Source organism: Phytomonospora endophytica, from assembly GCF_014202425.1.
GTDB classification, from domain to species: domain Bacteria; phylum Actinomycetota; class Actinomycetes; order Mycobacteriales; family Micromonosporaceae; genus Phytomonospora; species Phytomonospora endophytica.
On the sequence record NZ_JACHGT010000021.1, the window covers coordinates 47,520 to 68,054 of the forward strand.

Sequence of the window (20,535 nt, forward strand, 5' to 3'; positions counted from 1 at the left end):
GGGGATCGGGCCTCCCGCGAAAGGGCCGGGAACCGCTCGCTCGGAAGAGGGAGACGCGCCGACGGTCGCGGCATCATCGTGACCGTCGGCGCGGGTCGATCTACTCGTCCGCGTCCGGGGCGGGCTTCTCGGGCTCGCCGGTCGGACCGGTGTAGTCATCCTCGGCGGGGTCGCCCGTGGGACCGGTGTAGTCGTCGCCCACCGGAGCCGTTCCCGTGCCGTCGTGGTCCCCCATGATCCTTCTCCTCTTCCGTGTGGCGCGCGCATCCCCGCGGGCGCCGTACCTCCACCATCGCACCGATCCGCGCGTCGTGAACCGGCAGAAAGGCTCGCCGCTACCGCCGGTGGGCCCCACGGTGACCTCGGTCATTGGTATGACCTGGGCGAGCGGTTTTCCCTCCTTGGAGGGAGGTGCGCGCCTGACGTCTCACGCACACTTCTTGTCATGCGGAAACTCCTCGGTGCCCTGGTCGGCGTGCGCGCCTTCAACGGCTGGATCCACGGTCTGGCCGGTTTTGTCCTCGGCATGCTCCCGTTGCCCGTCGCCCTCGTGTTCGCGCTCGCGGTGCGCTCACCTAAACCCCTGGGGGTCTTCGCCTTCGCGGTCGTGTGGACCGTGCTGATCGCCGCGCTGGGCCTCCCGGACCCGATCCGCTCCTTCCACGTCCGCCTCGGCAACCGCCTGCTCGGGACGTCCCTGCCCCGCCCGGCGGGCGGCGGCTGGCCGAACCGTTTCCGCACTTCGGCCTGGACGGTCCTGCACGCCCTCGGCGGCGGGCTGCTGGCGTCGGCGGCCTTCATCCTCGTGCTGGCCGCGTTCACACCCATGTTCGTGTGGGCGAGCGGTGGCGGGAAGCTCGCCTACTTCGACATGGAGATCACCGTCGGCGGTGGCGTCGAGGGGGTGTGGACCTTGCCGGTCGCCGCCTTCTACCTGGTCCTGCTCGCCGCGGCGGGCACCCTGGTGACCTTCGCCCAGCGCCGTCTCGCGCCGGTCCTGCTCGGCCCGCGCAACGCCGAGAAGGTCGCCGTCCTCGAAGAGCGCACGGCCGTGCTGACCCAGCGCAACCGGCTCGCGCAGGAGCTGCACGACTCGATCGGCCACACCCTGACGACCTCGACCATCCAGGCCGCCGTCGCCGGGCGCCTCATGGAGCAGGACCCCGAGACCGCCCGTCGCGCGCTCAACAGCATCGAGGAGTCCTCGCGCACCGCGCTCGAAGACCTCGACCACGTCCTCGGCATCCTCCGCGACGGCCGCACCGCCACCAAGGCCCCGGAGCGGACCCTCGTCGACCTGCCCGCGCTCTTCGAGCACGTCCGGCAGACCGGCACCGCCGTCGACGCCGTCGTCAGCCGCAGGCTCGACAAGGTCCCCTCGACCGTCTCGCGCGAGGCCTACCGGATCGTTCAGGAAGGGCTGACCAACGCCGTCCGGCACGCCGGGCCGGTCCCGGTGAGCGTCCGCGTCGAGGATTCGGGTCCCTGGCTGCACGTCGAGCTGAGCAACCCCATCGAGCAGCGCGCCCTCCGTCCCGAGCGGGACGGCGGCGGTCACGGCCTGGTCGGCATCGTCGACCGCGTCCGCCTCCTGCGCGGCGAGGTCACCTTCAGCCCCGTCGAGGCCGAGGACGGACCGCACTGGCGCCTTGCGGCCCGCCTTCCCCTGAGAGCCGGCGCATGAGCCCGGTCTCGGTGCTCGTCGTCGACGACGACGAACTCACCCGCACCGGCCTGCGTGCCCTGCTGTCCACGGAGGACGACCTCACCGTCGTCGGTGAGGCCGCCGACGGTTCCCAGGTCCTGCCCATGGTCGTGGAACTGCGCCCCGACATCGTCCTGATGGACGTGCGCATGCCCGGCATGGACGGCATCACCGCCACCCGCCTGCTGCGCCGGGAACTGCCCGAGCCGCCCAAGGTCGTCGTCATCACCACCTTCGAGAACGACGAGTACGTCTACGACGCACTGCACGCCGGGGCCAGCGGTTTCCTCCTCAAACGAGCCCGCTCCGCCCAGATCGCCCACGCCCTGCGCCTCATCGCCACCGGCGAGTCCGTCCTCTTCCCCGATACCATCCGCCGCCTGGCCGCCGCCCGTCCCGGCCGCCCGCCGAACGGCTCGCCCGGCTCGGCCCCGCTCACCGGCCGCGAACTGGACGTACTGCGGCTCATGGCATCCGGTCTGTCCAATCTCGACATCGCCGGGCGCCTCTACGTGAGCCTGGAGACGGTGAAGACCCACGTCGGCAACATCCTCGCCAAACTCGGCGCGGACAACCGGACGCAGGCCGTCGTCATGGCCTACGAGTCGGGCTTCGTCACACCCGGGGGCTGAACGCTCCAGGATCGGCCGCACCGCGCGGATCCCGGGGTAGCACGCGCGTGCGCGCGGACCGTCCCGTATGGACGTTCCGCTCGTCCGCGCCTCCCCCTAGGCTGTCCGGCATGCCCTCCACGCACCTCGGCATCGACTTCGGCACCTCGCACACCGTCGCCGCCCTCACCCGGCCCGACGGTTCCGTCGAACCCCTCCTCTTCGACGGCTCGCCGCTGCTCCCGTCGGCCGTCCTTGCCGAGGAGGACGGGCGCCTCATCGTCGGCTCCGACGCGCTCCAGGCCGCCCGCATGCGACCGGACCGCTGCGAACCGCACCCCAAACGCCGTGTCGACGACGGGACCGTCCTGCTCGGCGAGCGCGAGTACCCGGTCGGCGACCTGTTCGCGGCCGTGCTCGGCCTGGTACGGCGGCGCTGTGTCGAGGTCGCGGGCGCGGTCCCGCCGTCGGTGGGGCTGACGCACCCGGCGTCGTGGGGGCCGACGCGCAGGCGGGTCCTGACGCAGGCGGCGTCGGCGGCGGGGTTCCCGACGGTGCGGCTCATGCCCGAGCCGGTCGCCGCGGCCAGGTATTACACGAACGCGCTGCACCTCGACGTGCCGGTCGGCGCGGCCGTCGCGGTCCACGACTTCGGTGGCGGCACCTTCGACGCGAGCGTCGTCCGCCGCACCACGGACGGTTTCGAGGTCCTGTCCGTCGACGGTCTCGACAATCTCGGTGGCGTCGACATCGACCACGCCCTCATCGACCACGTCAAACCGGGGGAGACGGCCGGAGCGATCAGCGCCCGCGAGGAGTGGCTGTTCCGCGAAGACGCGCGGCGGGTCAAGGAGAGCCTGTCGCGCAGGGCGTCGGCGGAGCTGTACGTCCCCGGCGGCGCCGACGTGCACGTCACGCGCGAGGAGCTCGACGCCCTCGCCGCGCCCATGCTGGCGCGCGCGGTCACGGTGACGCAGGCCGTGGTCGCCGACTCCGGCGTCGCGCCCGGTGAACTCGCCGGGGTCTTCCTCGTCGGCGGGGCGAGCCGGATGCCGCTCGTCGCGACGCTCCTGCACCGGGCCCTCGGCGTCGCACCCGTCGCCGCCGACGACCTGGAGCAGGTCGTCGTGCGTGGTTCGATGCCCGACGGCCGCGCGCCGGCGCCGGTGCCCGTGCCGCCGATGGTTCCCGCGCAGGCCACGCCGGTCTCGGCGCCTCCCGTCGCGCAGGCCGTGCCGGTGTACCCGCCGCCCACCGGACCGCCGGTGGCCGCGCCCGTGTACCCGCCGTCGGTCTACCCGGCGCCGGCCCCGCAGCCGGTCTATCCGCCGCCCGCGGGTCCGCCGGACCCTGCCGCGTACCCGCCGCCCGTCCAGGCCGCCCACCCGGCGCCCGGGCGGCCCTCGCTCACCGGCCAGAGCATCAGCGACCGCTTCGGCCCGATCGCGCTGTGGATCCTGGCCGCCTGCCTGCTCGGTGTCGTCGCCATCGGCCCGTTCCTCGGCGGGGACCTTGAGTCCGACTACGGCTGGCGTGAAGAGGGCGGCTTCGACCACGACATGGTGGACTTCGTCGAGGTCTCGCGGATCATCACCATGATCATCGCGGGGGGACTCCTGCTGCTCCACCGCATCCGGGTCCCCGGGATGCGGTGGGTCCTCACCGGTGTCTTCGCCGTCGGTGCCGCCGCACTCAGCGTCGCCACCCTCGGCATGGCCGCCCTCGGAGACGACGACGTCGCCACCGCGCACTATTTCTGCACCCTCCTCGCCGTGGCGGCACTCGAACTGCTCTTCACCGACGCCGTCGCCGACTGGTACCGCGCCGGACCCCGCGTCGGCGTCGCACCCGTCACCCGCTGGTTCCTCGGAGGCGCGTTCGCCGCCGTCCTCGGCGGCTTCGCCCTGGGTCTCGACGCCATGGGCTGATTTGCCGCGAGCGCACCGAAAACACGCGACCTCGCCCCACGACAACGAGATCTTCGCCCCTACCCGCCCTGGCCGCGACCGGCTACCGTGTGCACATGACCGACGCCGAGCCCGTTCTCCAGCCGTCCGGTGGCGCCCGTCCGCCCGACAACGCCCCTGGCGACCTCGCGTTCACCACGGTGAAGTACATGGTCGCCAACGGCCCCACCGCGGTCGTCGCGGGCAGCGAAGCCGAAGGCAAACTCCTCGCCGTGCACGCCGTCCGCGCCCGCTGCGACGACCTCGGATGGGTCCCGCCCACGGTCGCCGATCTGGAGATCGAAGGCAGCTCCCCCGACGGCGAAGGCGGCCGCACCTTCCGCGTCGCCAGCCTCGACAGGGCCCTCACCGCGACCGTCCACGTACCGGCGGAGACGCCGGGAGCGTCGATCGCCGTGACGCTGTCGAAGATCGACGAGCAGGACGCCTGGAACGACGACGGGTTCGCCTGGGACAGCTGAGGGGCTGTGCTCGTTCGGGTCGCTGCGCTCGCGATGCGGCCGGCGCCGCCTTACGCTGCCCACACCACGGTTCCCGTGGTCGTGGTCTTCGTGGTGGGTCTTCCTACCGCGTCACCAGATCCGCCAGCGCGAACACGAACAGCGCGATCCCCACGAACCCGTTCGACGTGAAGAACGCCCGGTTCACCTTCGACAGGTCTCCCGGGCGCACGATCACGTGCTGGTAGACGAACGCCGCCGCCGCCAGGGCCAGGCCGACCCACCACAGCGGGCCGTACCCGGTGAGCGCGCCGAACCACACGAACAACCCGAACGTCACCACATGCACGACGCTCGACGTGTGCAGCGAGGCGGCGATGCCCCACTTCGCGGGGAACGACTTCACGCCGTTCGTGCGGTCGGCCGCCACGTCCTGGCAGGCGTAGATCAGGTCGAAGCCGCCGATCCAGAGTCCGACGCCGATGCCCAGAACCCACGCCGGTCCCGAGCCCTCGAAGGTGCCCGTCACGGCGAGCCAGGCGCCGACGGGGGCGACGGCCTGGGCGAGTCCCAGGATCGCGTGCGGGTAGTACGTGAACCGCTTCCCGTACGGGTAGACGATCATCGGCACCACGGCCAGCGGCGACAGCACCAGGCACAGCGGGTTCAGCAGCGCGGCGGCGGCGAAGAACACCACCAGCGACACCGCGCTGCCGACGTACGCCGTCCGCATGCTGACCGCGCCCGTCACCAGTTCGCGCTGGGCGGTGCGGGGGTTGCGGGCGTCGATCTGCCGGTCGATGATCCGGTTGGCCGCCATCGCGAAAGTCCGGCCCGACACCATCGCCACCGTCACCAGCAGCAGATCCCACCAGCGGACCCACCCGCCGGAGTCGGGGCGCTCGACGTACATCGCCGTCAGCGTCGCCAGGTAGGCGAACGGCAGCGCGAAGACCGAGTGCTCGATCACCACGAGCTTCGTGAACGCCCGCACCGGGTTCGTGCGGGCCACGGCCGCGGCGCTCACAGCCCGAACTCCGACCAGCGCTTGTCGACCTTGGCCACGATGTCCGGCGACATCACCGTCATCTCCGGCCAGCCGCGCGTGTAGCCCTCCGTCACCAGCTTCGCCGTCGCGTCGATCCCCGCCTTGCCGCCCCAGAACTGCTGGTACGACGCGTGGTCCAGGTGATCGACCGGCCCCTCGGTGAGCAGCAGGTCGTGCTTGTAGTCGACGTTCCCGAAGGCCCGGAACGCGACCTCGCGCAGGTCCTGCACGTCGCAGTCCTCGTCGACGACCACGATCAGCTTCGTCAGCGACAGCAGGTGCAGCCCCCAGATCGCGTTCATCACCTTCTGCGCGTGCTTCGGGTAGCGCTTGCGGATCGACACGACCAGCGCGTTGTGGAACACCCCCGGCTCGGGCATGTTCATGTCGACGATGTCGGGGATCATCAGCTTGATCAGCGGCTTGAAGATCCGCTCGGTCGCCTTGCCCAGGCCCAGGTCCTCCTGCGGCGGGCGCGAGGTGATGATCGAGTGGTAGATCGGGTTCCTCTGCGTCGTCATCGTCTCGACGTGCAGCACCGGGAACGGCTCGACCGGCGTGTAGAAGCCCGTGTGGTCCCCGAAGGGCCCCTCCGGCAGGCGCTCGCCCGGCTCGACGTAGCCCTCCAGCACGACCTGCGCGTTGGCCGGCACCTGGAGCGGGACGGTCAGGCAGTCGACCATCTCGACGCGCTGCCCGCGCAGGAAACCCGCGAACAGGTACTCGTCGATGTCGCCCGGCAGCGGGGCCGAGGCCGCGTAGGACACGACCGGGTCGCAGCCGAAGGCGATCGCGACGGGCAGCCGCTCCCCGCGCCGCTCGGCGACGGCGTGGTGGGCGGTGGAGTCCTTGTGGATCTGCCAGTGCATGCCCAGGGTGCGGTGGTCGTGCTGCTGAAGGCGGTACAGCCCGAGGTTGCGTTTGCCCGTCTCCGGGTGGCGCGTGTGGGTCAGCCCGTAGTTGTGGAAGATCCCGCCGTCGCCGGGCCAGGTCACCAGGCCGGGGAGGCGGTTGAGGTCGACCTTGTCGCCCTTGTAGACGACCTCCTGGCAGGGCGCGCTCCTGGTCTTCTTCGGCGGCAGCGACTTGAGCTGCATGAGCTTGCCGAGCCCGTCGCGGATCCCCGACCAGCCGATCGGCAGGTCGGGCTTGATCAGGTCGCCGATGCGGGCGCCGATCTCGTCGAGGTGACCGACGCCGAGGGCCTTGGCCATGCGGTCGACGTTGCCGAAGAGGTTCATCGCGACGGGCATGTCGCCGCGCGTGGGGTTCTCGAAGAGCAGGGCCGGGCCGCCCGCGCGCACGACCCGCTGGGTGATCTCGCTGATCTCAAGAGCCGGGTCGACGGGGGCGGTGATGCGGCGCAGGTCCCCGTCGCGCTCCAGGGCGGTCAGGAACTCGGGGAGGTCTGCGTACGGGAAGCCTTTGGCCATGGCGCTATTGAACCCGATCCCCGGAGCGGATGATCGGGCGCGCCGGGCGGGGGTGAGCCGGGAGACGCCGGAGCGCCGCCCGGCGCCGCTCACCCGCGCCGCCTGAAGCCGATCTTGAGCACGTTCTCGATGTAGTACTCCAGGAACGGCGGCAGGTACGGCCCCATGATCTGGTCGAACACCTTCGACAGCTCACCGCCGTCGGGCGCGTCGGTCAGCGACACCAGCCTCCACGTGTTCAGCGGCCGCTCCTCGGTCCCGGCGGCGCCGTGCTCGACGTGGAACAGCGGCTGGGCGGTCGTCGCGGTGACGGTCTCGCCGCGGTCGTCGACCGCCTCGGCCGCGCCCAGGAAGGTCACCGTCCGCGTCTCGTGGTTCAGGTGCGTCTTCTCGATGATCAGGCCGGAGGACGACATGTCCTTCCACAGCCACTGCTCCGACACCCGCGTGTAGGTCGGATCATCGCCCCATGAGCGGACCGAGGCCTTGTCGGCGACGGGGATGTACAGGTCGGGCCGGCGTGCCTTGCGGACCTCCATGTCCCACAGCATCGTGCGGGTGAAGGTCAAGGGCTCGGCGACCTCATAGCGTTCGGCGAGGACGGCGTTGACGTCGAGGTCGGGGAGGTGGATCAGGGTGTGGCGGGGGTCGGCCCAGGCCTCGGCGAAGCTTTTCTCGTACTCGTGAGCGGTCACGGTGATCTCCGGTCTAGAATTGGTTATCCGCATAATGGTTACTCGGCTAAAGGTTATGCGACTAACTATCCTTGCGCAAGAGGGGACATTCCATGGACTTCGCCCGCGCCGACGCGCTCAACACCGCGATCCGCACGATCGCCATCCGGCACCGGGCCCTCGCCGCCTCGATGCTCGCCGAACTCGGCCTGCACCCCGGCCACGAGGCCGTCCTGCTCGCGCTGGCCACCCACGGCCCGCAGACCCAGAAGGAACTCGCCGTCGAGGCCAACTGCGAGCCCCCGAGCATCACGGTCATGGTCCGCAAGCTGGAGACCGCCGGGCTCGTCGAGCGCGCCTCCGACGCCGGCGACGCCCGCGCCCGCGTCGTCAGCCTCACCCAGCGGGGCAGCGAGCTCATCGGCCCACTCAAACGCGTCTGGACCAGGCTGGCCGAGGAGACCGTCGTGGGCATCGACGAGGAGGCCGTCGCCGAACTCCTCGGCGCCCTGGAACTCCTCGCGGGAAACCTCCGCGCACGCGGGAAACTCCGCCTGTGACGGCGAAGGGCCGCACCCCTGGCGGGATGCGGCCCTCGTAGAGCTGTGAGACCTAGATGCGGTCGCCGGTCTCGGCGTGGAAGACGTGCTCCTTGCCGACCTCGGGCTGCACGAACACCGTCTCGCCGAGCTGCGGCAGCAGGCCGCTGCCGGCGCGGACGACGAAGCGCTCGGCGCCGTTCTCGTTGCCCAGCTGCGCGTGGCCGTAGACGAAGGCGTCGGAGCCCAGCTCCTCGACCAGCTCGACCTCGATCGGGATGCCGTGCTCACCGAGCTTGCAGTGCTCGGGGCGGATGCCGACCGTGACGGTCTTGGCGTCGCCGACACCGGCGGCCTCGACCTGCTCGCGGGTCAGCGGGATCGTCACGTCGCCGAACTTCGCGCCCTCGGCGGTCAGCGGGACCGTCTTGATGTTCATGGCGGGGGAGCCCATGAAGCCGGCCACGAAGACGTTCTTCGGGGTCTCGTAGAGCGCGCGCGGGGTGTCGCACTGCTGGAGGAGACCGTCGAGCATGACCGCGACGCGGTGGCCCATCGTCATGGCCTCGACCTGGTCGTGGGTGACGTAGACGGTGGTGACGCCGAGGCGCTTCTGCAGCGAGGCGATCTGCGAACGGGTCTGGACGCGCAGCTTGGCGTCGAGGTTCGACAGCGGCTCGTCCATGAGGAAGACCTGCGGCTGGCGCACGATCGCGCGGCCCATGGCCACACGCTGACGCTGACCGCCGGACAGGGCCTTCGGCTTGCGCTTGAGGTAGTCCTCAAGCTGCAGCAGCTCGGCGGCCTCCTTGACGCGGGCGTCGATCTCCGACTTGGGGGTCTTGCGCAGCTTGAGCGCGAAGGCCATGTTCTCGTACACCGTCATGTGCGGGTACAGCGCGTAGTTCTGGAAGACCATCGCGATGTCGCGGGCCTTCGGGGGGAGGTTCGAGACGTCCTTGTCGTCGATGAGGATCGAGCCCTCGTCGACGTCTTCGAGACCGGCGAGCATGCGCAGGCTGGTCGACTTCCCGCAGCCGGAGGGGCCGACGAGCACGAGGAACTCGCCGTCCTGGATCTCCAGGTCGAGCTTGTCGACGGCCGGCTTCTCGGTACCCGGGTAGATCCGGGAGGCGCCCTGATAGGTCACCGTGGCCATGATGTTTCCTTCCACCGGCAGGAACGTGCCGGACGATCCGAGTAAAAGGTGACGGCCCCGCCTGTTTAAGTGAACGGGCGAGGCCGACCAGGTGAGACCACCTAAGCAGGTGATCTTCACGGCGACAAGTGCGCGCGGGTGTTATGCCCGGATCCTGGGCAATTTTTGTTGTGAGGGTGAACTATCGGAAGGCCCCGGCCCTCTCCTCGGCCCACTCGGCGAAGGTCAGCGGCGGGCGGTCGAGCAGCCCGGCGAGGACCTCGGTGGTCGGTCCGGGCCGCTCCAGGCAGGCCGCGAGGTAGCCGTACATGCGCTGCGGGACCTCGGCGGGGACGCCGCGGGCGGTCATGGCGGCACCGGCCTCCTCGGGGGTGACCTCGGTCCAGGGGACGTCCTCGCCGAGCGCGGCGGCGATCGCGGCGACCTGCTCGCGCTGGGTGAGCGACTGCGGGCCGGTGATCGCGTAGGACCGCCCGGCGTGCGCGGGGTCGGTGAGGGCGGCGGCCGCGACCGCGGCGATGTCGCGTTCGTGGAGGGGCGAGGTGGCGGCGTCGCCGAGGGCGCAGCGCACGGCACGGGCCGTCCGGATCTGCCCGGCCCAGACCATGGCGTTGCCGTCGAACTGCGCGCAGCGCAGGAAGGTGTGGTCCAGTCCCGACGCCGCCACGGCCGTCTCGGCCAGCTTGAAGGCCGTGGCGAAGCGCTCATAGCCGCCGCCGTACTCGACGGTGATGGCCGACAGCAGGACCGCGCGGCGCACGCCCCGCCGTCGCGCCTCCACGAGCAGCTCGGGAAGGCCCTCGCCGACCGCGCGCGGGCTGATCAGGATCGCCTCGGCCCCGTCGAGGGCGGCGGCGTAGGTCGCGGGCTTCGACGCGTCGCCGTGGACGACGGTGGTGCCGTCGGGGAAGGCCGCACCGGCGTCGCGGGTGAGGGCGGCGGGTTTGTGGCCGAGGTGGCGGAGACGCGCGACGGTCTCGCGGCCGACCGCGCCGGTGGCTCCGGTAATGAGGATCATGGCTGCCCTTTCGGTACCGTGTGTTATGCGGGTCGTTCTATACGAGGAGCGTATTCTATGAGTTCCGTAGTAAATACGGAAGGTGCCCGGGCTCACAGGCGGGCGTCGGCCGCCGTCCGGGAGTCCCTGCGCGGTCTGGCCGTCCAGTTGTCGCTGCTCAACCAGGGCGTCGGCGGCCGCCTGGAGCTCAAGGGCACCGACGTCGGATGCCTCGACCTGGTCAACCGGCTCGGGCCGCTGAGCCCGACGGCGCTGGCCAAGGCGGCCGGCATGCACCCCGCGACGATGACCGGCGTGCTGGACCGGCTGGAGAAAGGCGGCTGGGTCGCGCGCGAGCGCGACGAGGCGGACCGCCGTGCCGTGAAGATCCGTGCGCGCAAGGACCGCAACGGCGAGGTGCTCCAGGCCTACGCGGGCATGAACACGGCCATGGAGGAGCTGTGCGCGGGCTACGGCGTGGAGGAGCTGGAGCTGATCAACGACTTCATCCGCCGCACCGCCACCGCCGGGCAGGGGGCGGCCGAGGAACTGCGGGCGGGGTGAGGCTCACCGCGAGCGGTGGCGAGCGCGGTACCGGTTCGCGACCGGGGCCGCGGCGCCCGCCGCCAGCATGATCGCCGCAGCGGTCCAGTGCCGCGGCTGGTGTCCCAGGATCAGGGCCGAGGCGGCGCCCGCCACGGCTCCCACGCTGAGGCCGAGGGCCGGCCACACGGTCTCGTGACGCAGTGACCAGCGCAGCGAGAAGAGCGTCACGACCGCGCCGGTCAGTAAGGCGAGCTCGAAGATCCCGCGGCCCTCGGGCAGGCTCCAGATGTCGGCGCGCCATCCGTCGCGATGGCGGACGAGACCGAAGTGGACCGCGCCGGCCGCGCCCCAGCCCAGCGCGATCGCTCCCACGGCGCCGATCGTCGTGCGCCAGGCATCACGGTCCATGCGCCGAGGTTATTACCGCGACGGTGTCGCCCGCTGTCCCTGAAGCGTCTGGTCGCGGATCATCGACAGCAGCAGCGCGTGCGTCTCGGCGTCGGCCGCCGCCAGGATTCCCCGGCCGCCGGGCCCGAGCGGTTCGCCGTCGACGCCGGTGACCACGCAGCCCGACGCGCGGCACAACGCGATCCCGGCGGCGAAGTGCACGCTGCCGGACAGGTCGCCGCCGTCGGTGACGTACGCGGCCCGTTTCCCGGCCGCGACCCACGCCAGCGCGAGGGTCGTCGACACCACGCGCGGGCGGAACCGCGCGACGAAGCCGGGGTGCGCGAGCAGGTCCACGGCACGGAAGCCCGGCGCGGACGGGAAAGGCGGGTCGAGGTTGACGTCGACGAGGTTCGTCGCGGGCGTCGGCGCCAGCGGCGTGCCCGACTCCAGTTCGCGCGCGGTCGTCCCGTCGGTGGCGAAGACCTCGCCGCTGAAGGGGTCGGCGACCGCCGCCGCGCCGTCGCGCAGGGCGACGTTGACCGCGACGAGCATGTTGCCGACGGCGTAGTTCAGGGTCCCGCAGAGCGGATCGACCAGCCACCGCCGTGCCGACTCGGCCGCCCCCTGTTCGCCGCCCTCCTCGCCGAGGATCGCGTCCGCGGGCCGGGCGGCGGCGAGGACGGCGAGGATCGCCTTCTCGGCGGCGAGGTCGGCGGCGGTGGCGAAGTCCCCGGCGCCCTTGTCGATCCGGTCGAGGCGCCCGCCGTACATCGAGCGGACGACGTCGGCGCCGGCCCGGGCGGCGGCGGCCGCGACGCCGGTGTCGTCGAGGTTCGTGAAGGAGTCGATCACGCTGGGAACAGTAGCGCCGAACGCCGTGGCCGTCCCATGCGGTGAGTCGTCCCTTTCGGACTCCATTCGCGTTCCCGGCGCAGTTATCCGCCTCACATCGCCGGGCCGCCACCACCGTGTTGACCGTACGGATGATCCCGGATCACCTCAAAACCCAGTCGCCACCGACTGTTTCGGGCTGACGGACCCTTGACGCGCCCCAGTATCTTGCCTTTACACATGTACGGGGAGAGCGAGAAAGCGCGAATGAGGGAATTCGTCCAAGCGAGCCTTGGATTTCCGGCCGTTGTCTTCACCTTCGCGTTGATCGCCGTCATCGGTTTCTGGGTCCTCACGCTCTTCGGCGGTGCCGACCCCGACTTCCTCGACACCGACGGCGGCGCCGAGGCGGCGTCGGGCGAAGGCGGCGGGTTCTTCGCCTTCTTCGGGCTCGGCGACGTGCCGGCGACGGTCGTGCTGTCCCTGCTCATCACCTTCACCTGGTTCGCCAGCCTCGCCGGGACGGTGCTCCTGAACGCGCTCGACATCCCGACCCCGCTGGTCGTGCTCATCGGCGTCGCCGTGCTCCTCGTCGCGGTGGTGCTGGCATGGGTGTTGACGCGCGCGCTCATCGCGCCACTCCGCCGGGTCTTCCGTCCCGAGGTTCCGGCTTCCCGCAATGATTTCGTCGGCCGGGTCTGCGTCATTCGCACCGGCAGCGTGACGCACGACTTCGGTCAGGCCGAGGTCGCCGCCGACGATGGTTCCACCGCGATCGTCCAGGTTCGCGTACCCGAAGAAATAGCGCACGATCCGGAGGATTTCCGGTCCGGGCGCACGGCCCTGATCTTCGACTACGACGAGACCGGCGAGGTGTTCCTCGTCGCGCCACCGCCCTAGACCGGCGGTCGCCGCACTTCTCTTTCGCATTGCCCGTTATTTGCCCCCGAGCCCTCGACCGAGGGGTCTGCTGAGGTTCTCTTTAGATGGAAGCGATCTCCACCGGACTCGGCGTCGTCATCGGCGTCGTGCTCCTCGTCGTCATCGTGCTGATCTTCATGATCACGCGCCTGTTCAAGAAGGTCGAACAGGGCAAGGCGCTGATCATCTCGAAGGTGCGGAAGGTGGACGTGACCTTCACCGGCGCGGTCGTCCTTCCGGTGCTGCACAAGGCCGAGCTGATGGACATCTCGGTGAAGACGATCGAGATCAGGCGGACCGGCCATGAGGGCCTGATCTGCCAGGACAACATCCGCGCCGACATCCGCATCTCCTTCTTCGTCCGGGTCAACAAGACCGTCGAGGACGTGGTGAAGGTGGCGCAGGCGATCGGCACGGCCCGCGCCAGTGACGAGCAGACCCTGCAGGAGCTGTTCAACGCGAAGTTCTCCGAGGCGCTCAAGACCGTCGGCAAGCAGCTCGACTTCGTCGACCTGTACACCAAGCGCGACGAGTTCCGCGACCGGATCATCCGCGTCATCGGCACCGACCTCAACGGTTACAGCCTTGAGGACGCGGCCATCGACCACCTGGAGCAGACCCCGCTCAACCAGCTCGACCCGGCGAACATCCTCGACGCGCAGGGCATCCGCAAGATCACCGAGCTGACGGCGATCGAGTCGGTGCGCACCAACGACTACCGCCGCAACGAGGAAAAAGAGATCAAGCGCCAGGACGTCGACGCCCGCGAGGCGATCCTCGAACTCGAACGCCGGCAGGCCGAGGCCGAGATCAAGCAGAAGCGCGAGGTCGACACCATGCGCGCCCGCGAGGCCGCCGAGACCGAGAAGGTCCAGGCCGAGGAACGCCTCAAGGCGCACTCGGCCGGTCTGCGCACCGACGAGCAGCTGGACATCCAGCGCGAGAACAAGGCGCGCGAGGTCGCCGTCGCGGAGAAGAACCGCGAACGCGTCATCGCCATCGAGACCGAGCGCATCGAGAAGGACCGCCTCCTTGAGGTCGTCGGCCGCGACCGCGAGGTCGAACTGTCCACGATCGCCAAGAACAAGGAGATCGAGGGCGAGAAGCGCGCGATCGCCGAGGTCATCCGCGAGCGCATCGCCGTGGAGAAGACCGTCGCGGAGCAGGAGGAGAACATCAAGCGTCTCCGCACCGTCGAGGAGGCCGAGCGCAACCGGCAGGCCCTGGTCATCCACGCCGAGGCCGAGGCCCAGGAGGGTCTGGTCAAGGACATCAAGGCCGCCGAGGCGGCCGAGGCGGCGGCCAAGCACAAGGCGCGGGAGAACCTGATCCTGGCCGAGGCGCGGCAGCAGGCCGCCGAGCTGGACGCGCGGGCGAAGATCCGCCTCGCGGAGGGCACGCAGGCCGAGGCCGCGGCGGCCGGGCTCGCCGAGGTCCAGGTCCGCGAGCAGGAGGCCGACGTCATCGAGAAGTCGGGTCTGGCCGAGGCCGCGGCGGAGGCCGCGAAGGGCAAGGCCGCCGCGGAGGTCCTGTCGCAGACGGGTGCCGCCGAGGCCGCTGCGCTGGAGGCGAAGGGCCGCGCCGAGGCCGCCGCGCTGCGCGAGAAGCTGCGTGGTGAGGCCGAGGGCCTGACCGAGAAGGCCGCCGCGATGGCCGCCCTCGACGAGGCTTCGCGCGGGCACGAGGAGTTCCGGCTGCGCCTCGAAGCCGAGAAGGACGTGCGGCTGGCGAGCATCAACGTGCACCGCGAGGTCGCCGAGGCGCAGGCCAAGGTCCTCGCGACGGGACTGGAGAAGGCCGACATCAACATCGTCGGCGGGGACGGCGCCTTCTTCGAGCGCGTCACCGGCGCCATCGGGATGGGCAAGGCCGTCGACGGGTTCGTGCGGCAGTCGGACGTCGTGTCGACGCTGGCGCAGCCGTGGCTCGACGGGAGCTCGGACTTCACCGAGGACATCACCCGGATCCTCGGCTCGGTGTCGAGCGAGGACGTGAAGAACCTGACCATCTCCGCGCTGCTCGCCAAGCTCATCAAGGGCGGCGGGCCGCACACCGACAAGCTCACCGAGCTGCTCGGTGTGGCGCGGTCGATGGGGATCGCCGACGCGCCCGTGGCGGCGCTGACGGCGGGACGGCAGTAACGGACGCGGGCGGGGCGGGCGCCTTCGGGTGCTCGCCCCGCCGGGTCGCCTGGGTCGCCTGGGTCGCCTGGGTCGCCTGGGTCGCCTGGGTCGCAAAACGTGAATCGCCCCAGGGGCCTCCCGGCCTCCGCCCTAAATTCGACCGTAGCCCGCCGTGAGGCGTGGGTGGCGAACGCGAACCGCCTTCCCTGTGGATAACCCACCGGTTATGTAGCCTGCGTGCTTCTGACCAGGTTCGGAGCGATTACGCCCGGTTCTGTGGCGTCGGTTTCGTACAGAACTATCCAGTTCGTCAAGAGCTGTTGGCGGTCCGGTGCTCCCGTGGGAGCACCCTCACAGTCGCCTAAGGCGTCGTCGGCGGCGCCTGCGGGTGGGGCGGGCCACTGAATCAGGCCGTCGTTGCCGAGCGAAAGCCCGGTGGGAACGGCGGTGTTGATCGCGAAGGCAACCCAATAGATCGTCCAGTTGCCGGTACTCGACCCGCGATAGGTCGTGACTTCCATGTTGGTGCGGGTTACCTGCCCGAGCGCAACGGTGTTGTTGTTCGGGGCGGTCGTGTAGCCGGTGACGAGTCCGACGACGTCGTTTCCGCCGTTGAGCGCGCGCGGGAATGTGAGTGTGCGGGTTTGGTTGCCGGTGGCGAGTTGGTTCACCAGGAACCGCCCGGCCATGATGTCGGTAGCCATCCCGAACGTGGCGAGCGCCGTTTCGGTGGCTTCGGCGAGTGCCCGAAACTGCGCCGGGCCGTTGGGCGGGTCGGTGCTCTCGGGGTAGGGCAGGGCGTATACGGGTGTGCTTCCCATGGCGCTTTCCTCCTCGGCTCTCATGGCGGGTGTGGGGGCGTTTTAGGGGGCGGACCAGTCGAGTTCCACGGCCCCGGATTGGGGGTCGGATGCCAGACCGGCGGCGGCCAGGAATAGCCCGGTGTCGTCGGGGGTGGCCAGCCCGAGCCCGGACACGGCGCCGTCGGCGAGGGACTGCGCCCATCCGGCCGGAAGGGGCAACCACGCTGCCTCGCCGACGGCGAGCGCACCGACGGCCGTCGGGCCGTCCACGATCGCCGGGGGCGCGCTCGTCGGCGCGGTCGCGGTGTGGGCGTAGGCGTAGACGGTCACGGGGCCTTGTGAGCCGCCGGGGAGGCGCCGGACCCAGATGCGCCCGGCACCGACGACGGCACCCGCGAGGGTGCCCGTGATGGCCGTGCCGTACCACCAGGCGCCTTGATTTGATCCGGCGCCGGATGGGTCGGATCCCTGCAACACGTCGCGGCGGTCGGTGCGGGCCGAACCGTCGAGGTAGGACCCGGCGGCGGTGGCCGGGAACGTCGCTGTCCCGCTCGTCGGGGTGTCCGGCGGCGGGTTGGGGCCGGGGTCGGTGGTGGCGCCGAGCTTGCCCAGCGCGTACCACGTCCCGGCGGCGGTGGCGAGGATCAACACGACGTCGCCGACGGCGGGCGTGTAGGCGGCGAGATGCCCGACGGTGATCTCCCCACCGTCCAGGTTGACCGTGACGGCGCCGCCGTCCACGCCGGTCACGAGCGCGGTTCGCGCTTCTGTCGTTCGTGGACGGCGCAGGACGTCGGCGAGGTCAAGCGGCATCGCCGTCACCTCCTTCGGTGGGGTCAAGGACGGTGATTCCGGATTCGAGCGCGCGGACGGTGTAGACGGCGGCGCCGCCTTCGGCGGTGAGCGGCATGTCGACGCTGACGAGTTGGCCGACGAACCGCAGGCGCGGGGTCGAGACGGTCACCGAGTCGAGTGGTTCGAGGAACGGGACGGGCACGGCCTCGATCCGGTAGAGCCGCTCGCGGCCCCTGATGAGACTGTCCATCCTGGTCTTGGCGGCGCGCTGCGCTTGCTTCACCGACTTGATCAGCGGTGAGCTGTAGAAGGTCGGGACCCTCCCATAGGGACCGTCCCAGCGCGTCGGCGAGTTCGGGGTGACGTCGTAGGCGACGGCCTGCACGGCGGGCTTGTCGCCGTCGGCCTCGCCGCGCGCGACGACGGCGTTGTAGGCGCCGTCGCGACTGGCTACTTGCGACACTGCGAGCAGACCGCCGGCCGCGGTGCCCTGGAATGTCCACACGGGATCGGTCGGGGCCACCGGCGTCAAGGTGAGCGCGCCCTCGGGCCCGGCATATGCCTTGGCCTCCAAGGCATCGGCGAGCGCGGCCACGGCCTCCAACCTGGACTCCTCGTAGACGAGCCCGGCTGGTACCGCTTCGTCGGCGACGTCGAAGGTGGACAGCGGGAGCAGCCCCCGGCACAGGCGGCGGATCTCTGACAGGCACGTTGCGCCCCTTGGTGGCTTCCCGGCGGCGAGTAGCCGGGAGTCGTCCACAGCCGACATCCGGTCGAGGGCTTCCACCTCGATCGAGGCGCCGCCGGAGACCCAGGATCCGGCGCGGTTGCGGCGGTATGCCTCTTCGGCGTCGGTCTGCTGAATTCGGAACCAGCCCAGCGAGACCGTTTCGACGGCGCCGCCGGGGATGCGTACACCGCGCCGAATGTGCAGCTCTCCACCGAACGGGGTGAGCCCGTTCGCGCCGTCGGGGACGAGTTCGCCGGTCGGGCACGCGATCGTGCACGTGAGGCGGGCGCGGATGTCGTCGTCGGCGTCTTGCTGGACCTGTCCGTCTACAAGTGGCAGCCCGGCGGCGACCAGGCGCCCGGCGTACCAGAGATCGGCGGTCGTGACGACCTCGTGCGAGGCGGCCAGCGTCGCGGCGAACGCGCCGGAGTGGCCGATCACGCCGCACCGCCGGGGGCCGGGTCGCGCATGACGTCGAGCCACGTTGCCTTACCGGCGATGAGGTCGGCCCAGGTGTCCCAGTAGGCCACGACGTCGGCCCACACATAGGGGAAGGTCAGCAGGGACGGCGAGGGCGCGTCCACGGCCGTGAGCGGCAGTGTCCACACCCGACGCGGGTCGTCGCCGGTCTTCGGCGCCTGCCGCGTCTCCTCCACGTCGCCGACGAGCCAGTACCGCGCGGGCCACCCCCACGAGGGGTCCGGGCGGATCAGCAGCACCGGCACGGCACACAGCGCGCGCAGCGCGGCGGCGGCGGAGTCGGTCACGGTGCGGGCGACCATTTCAGACTCGGGCTCTTGACGTACCCCGATTACGGCAATCGCGGTCGCCGACAGCATCGGGCGCAGCACGGCCGCCGACCGGCCGTAGGCCATGCCCTCCCAGTCCACGACCTGCCAGCGTTGCGCGCTCTCGGGGTCGGTGGGGTCCTGCACCCACGGGCACCCGTCACTGTCGACGGTGACCGGCTCGCTCGTCGGTCCCGGCGTCGAGGCGTTCCCGTCGGTGTCGTACCCGACGGCGAAGTACTCCACGGGCTGTCCAAACGGGACCTCGTAGTCCACGACGAGCGCCGGGCCGGAGACCTCGATGCGCCACCCGCCCCGGACCGGCACGGTGCCCGAGGAGTCTTGCCGGTAGAGGGTGATCGTGGCGTTGTCGGCGCCGGGCGTGACGGTGATCTCCACGCGCGGGCACGGATCGGCGTCTTCGTAGGGGATGCAGGTGGGCGCGGCCGGTGGCGTGGTCATCGCGTGCTCCGTCCGGGCCGGGCCTGGATACGGCGGGCGAGCCCGAGGTTTTCGGCACGGATCTCGGTCTTGACCATGCCGGTCAACTCACGGTCTCCGATGTAGACGCGCACGACCGGCACCCGCAGCGCGGCGAGGTTCGTCGGCGACGTCGCCGACGGCGCGGCGCGAGCGGCGGTAAGCCCGGCCGGGGTGACGGCCATGCGCAGTGTCGGGGCCGACTGCGAGGAGAAGATGTCACCGAACCAGCCGCCGACGTCCTTAAGCCAGTCGGGAACGGAGATGCGACCGAACCAGTCGATCACGCTTTGAATCTTGCCGATCAGGTCGTCGAAGAATCCAGTGATGCCGGAGACCACGCCGTTGATCACGTCGAAGATCGCCGTCCACACCTTGTCGACCATGTCGGCGCACCACTCAAACGCCTCCACGACGGCATCCACAGTGGTCTCGACGGCGACACCGACGGCGCGGAACACAGCCTGAACGATCTTGCGGAAGGTCTCCGACCGCTGGTAGGCGATGACCACGGCGGCGACCAGGGCGACGATGGCCAGGATGATGAGGTTGATCGGGCTGGCGGCTTGGGCGGCGTTGAGAAGCCACTGAGCAGCCGTCCACGCGATCGTCGCCACCCGGATCACACCGAGGACGACGGCGTAGGCCGTGAGGGCGGCGACGATGCCGCCGATGATCGGCAGGAGCACTTGCGCCGCCGTCGAGGTGCCGGTGAGCCACTCCACGAAGGACTGAACCCCGTCGGCGGTGGCGAGTACGGCGGGGATGAGGTTGTCTCCGATGAACGACGTCACGGCCGTCAAGGCCGGTAGCATCCGTTCGCCGAGTTCGGCCGATGCGTTGGCGAACGCGGCGGTCGCCTGCTGCTGTGCTCCGGCGGCGGTGTCGGACTCCCTGGCGAAGGCGCCTTGCGCGTCGGCGGTCTGTTCGGCGAGCAGTGCGAGCGTGGCTTGTGCGGTCGCGTTGCGCTGCGCGGCATCGGTGGACGTGTCGAGCCCCAACGCGGCGATGCGCGCGTTGACGGCGGCCTGTGAGATCGACACGCCGTACTGTTCGATCGGGTCGCGCTCTCCACGTAGGAGTGACGACAAGGCTTCCACGGCTTGCGAGGTGGGGCCGCCGAACTGTGCGGCGAGGTCGGCGCCGATGGTGACGAGCTGGTCAGTTTGCCCGGCGAGCGCGTCGAGCGGAACGCCCATGTTCTTCAACTGCGAACCGAGGACGGCCGACAGTTGCCCGTACTGGGCCCGGGACAGGCCGACGGCTTCGGCGGCGGCGTCGGCGAAGCCTCGCACCTGTCCGGCGGCGCCCTTGAAAACCGAGTCCACCGCGCCCATGGCCTGCTGAGCGTCGGAGGCGGCCGTCAAGGCGTCCTGCCCGAACTGCAACAGACCGTCCACAGCGAACGCCCCGGCGGCCACGGACGCCACGTTGCGGATGGTGCGCCCCAGGCCGTTGATCGCGCGGTCGCTGGTGTTGGTCGCGTTCACGAAGGACTGCGACTTGCCGATGATGTTGACGACCAGCGTTGCGGGCTTTCCCACGGCGCACCTCC

Annotated in this window: 21 protein-coding genes; 8 read left to right on the forward strand and 13 right to left on the reverse strand. The window is 70.6% G+C overall.

The window, feature by feature from the left end; all coding sequences use genetic code 11:
- Positions 1-100 precede the first annotated feature (100 nt).
- Entirely contained in the window at positions 101-235 is a 135-nt protein-coding gene (locus tag HNR73_RS40410; RefSeq protein ID WP_260337644.1) for a hypothetical protein, read from the reverse strand.
- A 210-nt stretch (positions 236-445) separates the two neighbouring features.
- Here HNR73_RS40410 and HNR73_RS35215 point away from each other — a divergent pair, with 210 nt between their 5' ends.
- From HNR73_RS35215 to HNR73_RS35230, 4 genes are all read left to right on the forward strand, one after another.
- Positions 446-1,684 (forward strand): sensor histidine kinase, encoded by a 1,239-nt coding sequence (locus HNR73_RS35215; protein WP_184792388.1) that lies wholly within the window; start codon positions 446-448, stop codon positions 1,682-1,684.
- Complete coding sequence (locus tag HNR73_RS35220; RefSeq protein WP_184792389.1) at positions 1,681-2,337, forward strand: response regulator; 657 nt, start codon at positions 1,681-1,683, stop codon at positions 2,335-2,337. The genes HNR73_RS35215 and HNR73_RS35220 overlap by 4 nt, the downstream gene beginning before the upstream one ends.
- Positions 2,338-2,447: 110 nt before the next feature.
- Complete coding sequence (locus tag HNR73_RS35225) at positions 2,448-4,244, forward strand: Hsp70 family protein (protein ID WP_184792390.1); 1,797 nt, start codon at positions 2,448-2,450, stop codon at positions 4,242-4,244.
- A gap of 95 nt (positions 4,245-4,339) precedes the next feature.
- The gene (locus HNR73_RS35230) at positions 4,340-4,744 is read left to right on the forward strand and encodes a hypothetical protein (RefSeq protein WP_184792391.1); all 405 of its coding nucleotides are present in this window, start codon (positions 4,340-4,342) and stop codon (positions 4,742-4,744) included.
- Positions 4,745-4,847: 103 nt separating this feature from the next.
- Here the strand turns inward: HNR73_RS35230 and mqnP are convergent, their stop codons facing one another.
- From mqnP to HNR73_RS35245, 3 genes are all read right to left on the reverse strand, one after another.
- Complete coding sequence (gene mqnP, locus HNR73_RS35235) at positions 4,848-5,768, reverse strand: menaquinone biosynthesis prenyltransferase MqnP (protein WP_221331291.1); 921 nt, start codon at positions 5,766-5,768, stop codon at positions 4,848-4,850.
- Positions 5,747-7,204, reverse strand: coding sequence for a menaquinone biosynthesis decarboxylase (locus HNR73_RS35240; protein WP_184792393.1), 1,458 nt, complete (start codon positions 7,202-7,204; stop codon positions 5,747-5,749). Before HNR73_RS35240 ends, mqnP begins: the two co-directional genes overlap by 22 nt.
- 89 nt (positions 7,205-7,293) lie before the next feature.
- Complete coding sequence (locus HNR73_RS35245; RefSeq protein ID WP_184792394.1) at positions 7,294-7,899, reverse strand: hypothetical protein; 606 nt, start codon at positions 7,897-7,899, stop codon at positions 7,294-7,296.
- A 92-nt stretch (positions 7,900-7,991) separates the two neighbouring features.
- Between HNR73_RS35245 and HNR73_RS35250 the strand changes: the two genes are divergently transcribed.
- Positions 7,992-8,438, forward strand: coding sequence for a MarR family winged helix-turn-helix transcriptional regulator (locus tag HNR73_RS35250; protein ID WP_184792395.1), 447 nt, complete (start codon positions 7,992-7,994; stop codon positions 8,436-8,438).
- A gap of 52 nt (positions 8,439-8,490) precedes the next feature.
- On the opposite strand, the gene HNR73_RS35255 is transcribed toward HNR73_RS35250, so the two are convergent.
- Together HNR73_RS35255 and HNR73_RS35260 are read right to left on the reverse strand one after the other, a co-directional pair.
- Positions 8,491-9,576: an ABC transporter ATP-binding protein gene (locus HNR73_RS35255; protein WP_184792396.1), complete on the reverse strand. Its 1,086-nt coding sequence runs from the start codon at positions 9,574-9,576 to the stop codon at positions 8,491-8,493.
- A gap of 181 nt (positions 9,577-9,757) precedes the next feature.
- The gene (locus HNR73_RS35260; protein ID WP_184792397.1) at positions 9,758-10,594 is read right to left on the reverse strand and encodes an SDR family oxidoreductase; all 837 of its coding nucleotides are present in this window, start codon (positions 10,592-10,594) and stop codon (positions 9,758-9,760) included.
- Positions 10,595-10,651: 57 nt separating this feature from the next.
- Here HNR73_RS35260 and HNR73_RS35265 point away from each other — a divergent pair, with 57 nt between their 5' ends.
- Positions 10,652-11,137 carry a MarR family transcriptional regulator gene (locus tag HNR73_RS35265; RefSeq protein ID WP_184792398.1) on the forward strand — a complete coding sequence of 162 codons (486 nt, stop codon included), beginning with the start codon at positions 10,652-10,654 and terminating at the stop codon, positions 11,135-11,137.
- A 3-nt stretch (positions 11,138-11,140) separates the two neighbouring features.
- On the opposite strand, the gene HNR73_RS35270 is transcribed toward HNR73_RS35265, so the two are convergent.
- Together HNR73_RS35270 and HNR73_RS35275 are read right to left on the reverse strand one after the other, a co-directional pair.
- Entirely contained in the window at positions 11,141-11,527 is a 387-nt protein-coding gene (locus tag HNR73_RS35270) for a hypothetical protein (protein WP_184792399.1), read from the reverse strand.
- 12 nt (positions 11,528-11,539) lie between these two features.
- Positions 11,540-12,358, reverse strand: coding sequence for an inositol monophosphatase family protein (locus HNR73_RS35275; RefSeq protein ID WP_275414585.1), 819 nt, complete (start codon positions 12,356-12,358; stop codon positions 11,540-11,542).
- A gap of 249 nt (positions 12,359-12,607) precedes the next feature.
- Between HNR73_RS35275 and HNR73_RS35280 the strand changes: the two genes are divergently transcribed.
- Together HNR73_RS35280 and HNR73_RS35285 are read left to right on the forward strand one after the other, a co-directional pair.
- The gene (locus tag HNR73_RS35280) at positions 12,608-13,240 is read left to right on the forward strand and encodes an OB-fold-containig protein (protein ID WP_184792401.1); all 633 of its coding nucleotides are present in this window, start codon (positions 12,608-12,610) and stop codon (positions 13,238-13,240) included.
- 86 nt (positions 13,241-13,326) lie between these two features.
- Positions 13,327-15,402, forward strand: a complete 2,076-nt coding sequence (locus HNR73_RS35285) for an SPFH domain-containing protein (protein WP_184792402.1) — start codon at positions 13,327-13,329, stop codon at positions 15,400-15,402.
- 206 nt (positions 15,403-15,608) lie between these two features.
- Here HNR73_RS35285 and HNR73_RS35290 read toward each other — a convergent pair whose 3' ends face one another.
- From HNR73_RS35290 to HNR73_RS35310, 5 genes are read right to left on the reverse strand one after another with little or no spacing between them, the layout of a single operon-like run.
- On the reverse strand, positions 15,609-16,205 hold the full coding sequence (locus tag HNR73_RS35290; protein ID WP_184792403.1) for a hypothetical protein: 597 nt from the start codon (positions 16,203-16,205) through the stop codon (positions 15,609-15,611).
- A 42-nt stretch (positions 16,206-16,247) separates the two neighbouring features.
- Entirely contained in the window at positions 16,248-17,000 is a 753-nt protein-coding gene (locus HNR73_RS35295) for a hypothetical protein (protein ID WP_184792404.1), read from the reverse strand.
- The gene (locus tag HNR73_RS35300) at positions 16,990-18,153 is read right to left on the reverse strand and encodes a DUF5047 domain-containing protein (protein ID WP_184792405.1); all 1,164 of its coding nucleotides are present in this window, start codon (positions 18,151-18,153) and stop codon (positions 16,990-16,992) included. Before HNR73_RS35300 ends, HNR73_RS35295 begins: the two co-directional genes overlap by 11 nt.
- Entirely contained in the window at positions 18,150-18,962 is an 813-nt protein-coding gene (locus HNR73_RS35305) for a hypothetical protein (protein ID WP_184792406.1), read from the reverse strand. The genes HNR73_RS35300 and HNR73_RS35305 overlap by 4 nt, the downstream gene beginning before the upstream one ends.
- Positions 18,959-20,524: a phage tail tape measure protein gene (locus HNR73_RS35310; RefSeq protein WP_184792407.1), complete on the reverse strand. Its 1,566-nt coding sequence runs from the start codon at positions 20,522-20,524 to the stop codon at positions 18,959-18,961. The genes HNR73_RS35305 and HNR73_RS35310 overlap by 4 nt, the downstream gene beginning before the upstream one ends.
- Positions 20,525-20,535: the final 11 nt, after the last annotated feature.